The sequence below is a fragment of the Streptomyces spongiae genome (genome assembly GCF_009377185.1).
Lineage (GTDB): Bacteria > Actinomycetota > Actinomycetes > Streptomycetales > Streptomycetaceae > Streptomyces > Streptomyces spongiae.
Genome location: NZ_VJZC01000517.1, coordinates 1 through 7,142 on the forward strand (window position 1 = coordinate 1; position 7,142 = coordinate 7,142).

At 69.0% G+C, this 7,142-nt stretch carries 7 protein-coding genes; 4 read left to right on the forward strand and 3 right to left on the reverse strand.

The genetic code is table 11. From position 1 onward, the window contains the following. The 3 genes from FNH08_RS53300 to eccE all read right to left on the reverse strand — a co-directional run. Nucleotides 1-267 (reverse strand): SCO5717 family growth-regulating ATPase (locus tag FNH08_RS53300; protein ID WP_322726236.1); only part of this gene is annotated, 267 nt, incomplete at its 3' end. Between the two features lie 189 nt (nt 268-456). Then, complete coding sequence (locus tag FNH08_RS40105) at nt 457-1,326, reverse strand: hypothetical protein (protein ID WP_152776446.1); 870 nt, start codon at nt 1,324-1,326, stop codon at nt 457-459. After that, nucleotides 1,326-2,651, reverse strand: a complete 1,326-nt coding sequence (gene eccE, locus FNH08_RS40110) for a type VII secretion protein EccE (RefSeq protein WP_152776447.1) — start codon at nt 2,649-2,651, stop codon at nt 1,326-1,328. The genes FNH08_RS40105 and eccE overlap by 1 nt, the downstream gene beginning before the upstream one ends. A gap of 556 nt (nt 2,652-3,207) precedes the next feature. On the opposite strand from eccE, the gene eccB reads away from it, so the two are divergent. From eccB to mycP, 4 genes are all read left to right on the forward strand, one after another. Then, a complete protein-coding gene (eccB, locus tag FNH08_RS40115; protein ID WP_152776448.1) occupies nt 3,208-4,821 on the forward strand; it encodes a type VII secretion protein EccB in 1,614 nt (537 codons plus the stop codon). A 312-nt stretch (nt 4,822-5,133) separates the two neighbouring features. Beyond that, nucleotides 5,134-5,445, forward strand: a complete 312-nt coding sequence (locus tag FNH08_RS40120; protein ID WP_152776449.1) for a WXG100 family type VII secretion target — start codon at nt 5,134-5,136, stop codon at nt 5,443-5,445. 150 nt (nt 5,446-5,595) lie between these two features. Then, nucleotides 5,596-5,880 carry a WXG100 family type VII secretion target gene (locus FNH08_RS40125; protein ID WP_152776450.1) on the forward strand — a complete coding sequence of 95 codons (285 nt, stop codon included), beginning with the start codon at nt 5,596-5,598 and terminating at the stop codon, nt 5,878-5,880. Nucleotides 5,881-6,114: 234 nt separating this feature from the next. Continuing rightward, nucleotides 6,115-7,142 (forward strand): type VII secretion-associated serine protease mycosin (gene mycP / locus FNH08_RS40130; RefSeq protein WP_322726237.1); only part of this gene is annotated, 1,028 nt, incomplete at its 3' end.

Below are 7,142 nucleotides of genomic sequence, written 5' to 3' on the forward strand. Positions count from 1 at the left end.
GGTCTGGGGGGCCGGAGGCCGCGGCGCGGAAACGCCTGGTGGCCCGTTGGGTGGCCCAGGAGGCGAACCGGCGGGCGGCCCGGCCGGCGGTTGCGGTGCCTGCCCGGCGTCCTGCTGTCCGCCGGAACCGGAACCACTCTGCGTACTCTGCGCGTACCAGGCTGGCGGCGTGTAGACGATTTCGAACTCGCCTGTCAGATCCACCTCGGGCTCGTCCCCGTCCGAGGACGGGCTGCCGCCGTTGTACTCGGACCGATCCCTGCTCACTGCATGCCTCCTGGTCAGCCTTTGTTGCTGAATTGGTCGTCGTCGCGGCCGGGCGGACCGGGTGGCAAGTCCACGCGGCTGCGATCGTCACCGCATCACCAGAAGACTAATCACTCGCATCGCGGTACGTAAAAGCACCCGTGGGCACAGGCGGTCCGCCCCCCGCGCCCTCCGAAGGACGACGACACGTCAGTCCATACGACGAGCCACGCCGAGCAGGCCCGTCTCCGCGTCCGTGGGTTCGGTCATGACGAACTTGCGGTGCTTGCGGGTGCACCACAGGGCGACGCCGTCGTGCAGGGTCGGCAGATGCTGGAGGGGCTCGTCCGGGATGCCCAGGGTGTCGCGTACGACCTCGGTCTCCTGGGGCGAGATGCGCTGGATCCCGACCAGATCGGCCTGCGCCAGCCAACGCGGCGCGTGCTCACTGACGAAGGGCAGGAGCGTCACCACGGCCTGCCACGGCAGCGAGGTCACCCGCCCGCGCGGCGGGCGGATACCGCAGTCCCGGATCAGCACCACAGGGCTCGAGACGGAGGGGCCCTGCGCGGGCACCCGTCCCACCGGATAGACCGTCACGCACTGCTGGCCGCCGCCCGCCGCCTGGGCCAACTGCTGCCAGGCCTGCGGACGGCCGGTCTCCACGCCCACACGCGCACCCGTCGCGGCGGCACGCAGCGCCAGCACCTGGGCGAGCCAGAGACCGCCCACGAGGACGACGTCGAAGGCCGTCGGACGGGACAGACCGAGCACGGCCGGGTGCGACTCGGGGTCGTTGCCGATGATCACGCCGTCGTCACCGAGGGGCATGCTGATCGCCGCGAGCTCGTCGGCGGTGACGACATGACGGTTCCGGCGCGGCCCGCGCAGCCCGAACCCCGGGCTGAAGATGCGCCGTTGCTGCTGCCCCGGCTGCGACTGCGGCTGCCGGATGATGGGGATCATGCCGGTGTCGGTGGGCGAGGCAACGTGCGCCGGTGTACGCCCGGAGGCGGCCCGGCCCTGCTGTCCCTGCCCTTGTCCCTGTCCCGGGGGCATGGTCGATGCGGGGTGGGACATCAGTACGTACCTCCGAGCGGCAGAGTGGCGAGTGCTCCGGGAACCTGCTCCCGGTCGAGGCGTACCAGACCGGCCTTCGCGGCACTCGCGGCCCGCTCCAACTCGCGTCCCACCTGGCCGAGTTCGCTGTCACCGCGGGCCGTGACGCGGATGTGCCCCGTGAGGGCGACGCCACGGCTGCCTGCCTTGCTCATGGTCACGCTGAACGTCGTGGCGAGCACCGGGAGCGAGGTGAACCGCGTGATCAGCTCCGGCAGTGACACCCCGCCCTGCCCCAACTGCGGCCACCGGGACAGCCAGTACGTCGTGTGATACCGGTCGTCGACCCGCCAGGTCCGCACCGACTCGACCGTACGGCGCTGGGGCTGCCGGCCGTCCTGCGCGTGCTGCGCGTTGGCCCGCGGGTTCAGGCAGCTGGACGTCGCGAGCGCCTGCACCAGCTCGTTCTCGTCCAGGATGGTCGCCTTGAACCCGGCTCCGGCCAGCCGGCTCGCCAGCTGGTCCGCCACCCGCAGCAGTGCGCGCTGGGTTCCGGGAACGCCGTCTCCGCGTGCCTTGACCGCCTCGGGGCACAGTTCCGGATCGAGCTTGAGGGCGACCCAGGTGAGCCGGAGCGCGGGAGAACCGGCGCGTGCCTGGAGGGGGCCGTACGACCGTGCGGCGATCGACTGCTCGGGCAGGTGCGGCGCGGGCGCGGGCTGGGTGTGCTGCACGACCTGCGCGGACGCGAGACGGATGCCGTCGACCTCCAGGGCGTCCTGGATCAGCTGGAGCGGCAGCTGCCGTCCGGCGGACTCGGGGCGCAGCGGCAGGTCCGCCGGCTGCACGAAGAGCACGGTGGTCAGGAAGGTCCCGTCACCGATCATGCCGATCGCGCGGTCGTCACGGGACACGAAGTTGTAGGTCCGCAGGGCCGGGTCGCACTCCACCACGGGGGCCAGCATCGTGTCGGTCCCTGGCGGTACGGGCTGCTTGGCGTCACGTCGGCGCTGCCTCAGCGCGCGCGTCGTCTCGTACCACTCGGGCAGCGGCCGACGGCCCCTGCGCAGCACCGCCAGGAGCAGCAGCAGCGCCGCCACGGCGCCGGCCGGGGCCAGTAGCCAGGACACGTCGGTGACCCAGGCGGCCAGCATGACGGCGGCCGCGAGCTCGACCAGAATGAGCTGCTGCAGTCGTACCGGCCCCAGACCGCCGGGGCGGGGCAGCGTGCGCGGTGACGCGGCGGTGGGAGCGGGAGCCGGAGGGCGCGAAGAGCGTCTGCGGCCCGGACCCCCCTGTTGCTGCTGTGCGCGGCGATCGCGCCGAGTGCTCGTAGCGCTGCTCATCCCCCGGGACATCCCTTTCGCGAAGTAGTGGCCGTGCGCCGACGAAGATCCGAAGGCCGGCGATCCTCTTGCCGGATTGCCGGAGATCCCAGCGGCGGGCCAGGGGCGTCGATGGCCCACATCTCTGTGCGAGTGGCTCACGGTACCCGCTGATACTCGTGGGGCGACACAGGGGACACCGAAACCCCAGGTGGCCAGCCTTTCACGGACGCACCCCGCGTGGTGGAGCGCTGTGGTGAAGCTCTGTGAAGATGCGGGGACGGCCGTACACCTGATGGATCGCCGCCATGCGGCGCAGTGCATAGTAGGGGCCTGCGCCTGCGCGTGCGTGCTCACCAACCGTCGTGCACCACCGACGAGATCGAGCACCAGCGACGGTCAGGTGCCGCTGACGACCGAGCACCTGCAGCGGTCAGGCGCCACGGACGATCGAGCACGACAACCACGATCGAGCACGACAACCACGATCGAGCACGACAACCACGATCGAGCACGACAACCACGATCGAGCACCACTAACACGATCGAGCACCACTCAACGGGAGACACGGGGACCATGGCACAGCAGCGTCGGGACGAGCTCGCCGCCTACACGTTCGCTCGCAAGCGCACCGTCGCGGCGTTCCTGGCGCCGTCGCCGGGAGGCTCCGAGGAGGGCGCACCGCGTCCTGTTCGCACGGTGATGCCGAGCCTCGCGGTGGGCGTGGTGCTGGTGATCGGCTTCATCGCCTGGGGCGTGATCAAGCCGACGGCGCCCAAGGGCTGGGACACCCCGGGTGAGTACATCATCGTGGACAGCGACTCCACGACGCGCTACGTCGTCCTCCCCGACGAGGAGACGAAGGCCAAGACGCTGCACCCCGTCCTCAACTACGCCTCCGCCAAGCTCCTCCTCGACAAGGGCAAGGGGAACGTCATCGAGGTGCCGGGCAAGGAGATCGACAAGAGCGGCATCCCGCACGGCGCGACGCTCGGCATCCCGTACGCCCCCGACCGTCTGCCCTCCAAGGACGACGCGGAGAAGGCCAAGACATGGGCGGTGTGCGAGCGCCCGGCGCCCGGGGCGGAGGACGCCATCGACCGCGCCGTCTTCGTTCTCGACTCCGACGACGCCAAGGTGCTGAACGACGACCGGAAGGTCGACGCCCGCGAGGCCCTGTACGTCGTCGACTCCAAGACGGACCAGCAGTACCTGGTCGACGGCAAGGGCAACAAGTTCCTGCTGGGCGGCGAGTCGGGTCTCGACGACACGGCCATGGTGCAGCTGCGCGCCGCGGTCGTCGGCACCGGCGCCAGGCCGCAGCCGGTGAGTCCGGAGTGGCTGGCCACGCTCAACAACGGTGGCGCCATCACCTTCCCGACGGTTCCGGGCGTTGGTGGGACGACCTCGGTCGAAGGGCTCCCCGAGGACGCCCGGACGGTGGGCCGCGTGCTCAAGGCGAAGGAGGCGCAGGGCGATCAGTATTACGTCGTCCTCCAGGACAAGGTCGCCCGTATCACGCCTTTCGTCGCCAACCTGCTCAAGAGCGGTCCCTCCGCCAAGGAGGCGTACGGAACCGACGAGATCGACGACATCCAGGCCGACACCTCGACCATCATCGAGGCCAACCGCGGCGACCTGGACACCTTCTACACGAAGAAGGGCTGGCCGACGGAGATCCCGCGGCAGGCCAACCCCGCGGCGACGGGAACCGATGAGGCCCGTACCACTTCGTGCAGCGTGTACGACGGCAAGTTCGGCGCCGACAAGAAGCCGCAGCTCGCGGCCTGGGCGGGCGCGACGTACCCCAAGAAGGTCATCGCCGACTCGCTGAGCGCGTACGTCTCGTCGGGCTCGGGTCTCCTCTTCCAGGAGATCACGGGCGCCACGGGCGGCGGCGGTGCGCAGTACTTGCTGACCGACACGGGACTGCGCTACTCGCTGCCGTCGAACAACGACAGCGAGGCGGCGAAGGCGAACGGCAGCGGTTCGTCCTCTGGTGCTTCGTCCGGGTCGTCGGGGGAGGACCCCTCGTCGGACAGCGGGGCGAGCGAGACGGACAAGGCGCGTACGAGGCTGGGGTACGAGAAGGTCTCGAACCCGGCGTACGTGCCGCAGACGTGGGCGACGTTCATCCCGAAGGGCCCGACGCTGGACACGGGCAGCGCTTCGCAGCCGCAGAGCCAGTGAGGTTTGGCCGCCGTGCAAGTGGGGCAGCGCGGCACGCGGCCAGAGGTCCTTGGCCGGTCAGGAGCTCGTGAGGGACTGCCTGGCGGACTCCTTGGCGACCGGCCAACGGGCTTGGCGGCTCGGGCACTTGACTGTAAGACGACGTCTGGGTCACAAGATGATCGCTCAAGTGTGTGAGCCGTGTAACTGATTGCTCTTGCCTGTCGATGTGAGACAGGCGGACGATAGAGTGTTTGCAGCGCCTTAGGGTGCGAAGCTTCCGGGCACCAGTACGGATGCCCGGATCAACGACGACATGGGGGAAGGTTTCACATGGCCGGTCAGTTCCGGGTAACAGAGGACGAGCTCACCAAGCTCTCCGGTGACATCAACACCGCGAACGGTCAGCTGCAGAGCGAGATCCGCCGCCTCAACGGAGTGATCGACCAGATCGCCGGCGGCTGGCAGGGCCAGGCGGCGAAGTCCTACCACCAGCTGCAGGAGCGCTGGAACGCGGACGCGAAGAAGATGAGCGACATCCTCAACGACATCAAGGAAGCCGTGGACTCCACGCGGAGCAACTACTCCGCGTCGGAAGAGCAGCAGAACTCCGAGATCAGCAAGATCATGTCGGACTTCGGCTGATCGAGCCGATGCGGCCGTCGGCCTGAGTTTCATCAGACCGACGCTGCTTTCCGCCGATCCGTCCGGCCCTCACCCCTTCCCACGGGCCTCTGTCGGTCTGGATCGGTCTCCACAGACTTCCTGACAACTCTTCCTGGATGGGAATGAACGATGTCGATCCTCGTTAATTACGCAACGATCACCAACGCGTCCACGGACGTGAAGACGACTGCCGGTCGTATCAAGCAGCAGCTCGACGACCTCGAGGCCGCGGTCAAGCGCGTCGCCAGCACCTGGGAAGGTGAGGCGCAGGAGGGTTACCAGCGCAAGCAGCGCGAGTGGGACCAGACCGCGCAGGACCTGCACCAGACCCTGCTGAAGATCTCCACGGCGCTGCAGAGCGCCGCCGAGAACTACCAGGCCACTGAGAAGAGCAACGCCAACACCTGGGGCTGAGCCCCGTCGGCGACCCGAGGACATGACATGAGCAGGATCGGCCCAGCCGACGCCAAGGCGTCCGCTGGGCCGAGCCCGTGTCCGGGGCCGCGCACGACAAATCCGGGGAATGTCCGCATTCTCCGCAGCATCTTCACCGCACTTTTCCAACGACACATCACCCGGCTTCGAAAGAAGCCTGGAAGCCCTGGGGGCCTGAACATGGGGGGCCTGACAGCCCGTTCGCGTCGGCACGTGAGTGGAACCCGCGCACTGCAGCGGGCTTTTGGCGTGCTCGCGGTCACCGGTATCTGCCTGGCGTCGGCCCCGCCCGCGCTGGCCGACTCCGACGGTTCCGAAAGTCATGGTCGTCCCGGCAAGGTCGACTTCGGCCTGGCGTCCAGCTCGGAGTGCGAGTTCGGCGGCAAGGTCATCCCGTCCACGCCCTGGTCGCTCCAGCGGATTCTCCTGGAACAGCTGCATGAACAGGCGACGGGAGAGGGCGTCACGGTCGCGGTCATCGACACCGGCGTCGACGACTCCAATCCCCAGCTGAGCGAGGCCATGGCCTCCGGTGGGAAGGACTTCGTCGGCAAAGGGGACGGAACCGAGGACATCGAGGGCCACGGAACGCGGGTCGCGGGCATCATCGCCGCCCGACCGATGAAGGGCACGGGCTTCGAGGGCATCGCACCGAAGGCCAAGATCCTCTCCTTCCGCTACACGGGCGGGGAGGAGAAGGAAGGCAACTCGGAGACCATGTCCGACGCGATCCGTGCGGCGGTCGCCAAGGGCGCGAAGATCATCAACATCTCCTCGGACACCGCGAACAAACAGGACAACGCGGGACTGGCCGGCGCCGTGGCAGACGCCGTCAACTCGGGCGCCCTGGTCGTGGCGGCAGCGGGCAACGACGGAGCCGACGGCAACCAGGCGGACACGTACCCCGCCTCCTACCCGGGCGTCCTGGCGGTGGCGGCCTCCGACCGCAACGACGAGCGCGCCTTCTTCTCACAGGCCGGCGACTTCGTCGACGTCGCGGCACCGGGCGTCGGCATGGTCTCCACCGTCCCGAAGAGCGGCCAGTGCACGGCCGACGGCACGAGCTTCGCGGCGCCGTACGTCGCGGGCGTCGCGGCCCTGCTGAAGCAGAAGCACCCGACGTGGAAGGCCGACCAGATCGCCACCCGCATCGAGGAAACCGCCCAACGCCCGGGCCGAGGCCCCAACCCCTTCATCGGCTGGGGCGTCGTAGACCCGGTAGCGGCCCTCTCGGACGACTC

Excerpts from the sequence above, each read along its gene's own strand:
- FNH08_RS40125 (WP_152776450.1), top strand. The coding sequence starts at position 5,596 with ATGTCGATCCTCGTTAATTACGCAACGATCACCAACGCGTCCACGGAC.
- eccB (WP_152776448.1), top strand. The coding sequence starts at position 3,208 with ATGGCACAGCAGCGTCGGGACGAGCTCGCCGCCTACACGTTCGCTCGC.
- FNH08_RS40105 (WP_152776446.1), bottom strand. The coding sequence starts at position 1,326 with ATGTCCCACCCCGCATCGACCATGCCCCCGGGACAGGGACAAGGGCAG.
- eccE (WP_152776447.1), bottom strand. The coding sequence starts at position 2,651 with ATGAGCAGCGCTACGAGCACTCGGCGCGATCGCCGCGCACAGCAGCAA.
- FNH08_RS40120 (WP_152776449.1), top strand. The coding sequence starts at position 5,134 with ATGGCCGGTCAGTTCCGGGTAACAGAGGACGAGCTCACCAAGCTCTCC.